At 61.6% G+C, this 443-nt stretch carries 1 pseudogene; it reads right to left on the reverse strand.

Annotation, left to right across the window (positions count from 1 at the left end):
• Positions 1 to 163: 163 nt before the first annotated feature.
• A pseudogene (locus EXE45_RS20050) lies at positions 164 to 443 on the reverse strand (hypothetical protein); the annotation flags it as partial.

Consider the following 443-nt stretch of genomic DNA (forward strand, 5'->3'; position numbering starts at 1 on the left):
GTCGTCGACCCGGATCGTGTCCAGCCGCTCGACCGTCTCCTCGTCGAGGTGGATCTGGGGCATGCGTGGCGATTCATGGTCGAGGCAATATAAATCACCGGCAGTGCCCCGTTTGCTGGCCGGTACTCACAGTTCGCGGGCGGTGGAAGTGCTCGGAGCTCGGTCAGTCACGGCACTCGGACTCCGCGTCGGGGAAAGAGGAGTCCGCCGAGTCGTGAGACGGTGCTCGCCGCGCCAACTCGTCAATCCGTCCCGCAGTGAGCACGTCGTTCTGGAGGTAGGTTTCGTCGGAGAATCGAAGAGTGGGTCCACGCATCTTGTGTATCTGAAGGATCTCCGTGATGGTTACTTCACCAACGTCGCGCTCCGTCCCGGCCAAGAACGGAGTCGCGTCGAGGAATTCAGCCTTCATTGTGACCTGGCTACCGAGGAGAGCCTCGGTC

This window comes from Halorubrum sp. SP9 (genome assembly GCF_005435015.1).
Classification (GTDB): Archaea; Halobacteriota; Halobacteria; order Halobacteriales; family Haloferacaceae; genus Halorubrum; species Halorubrum sodomense.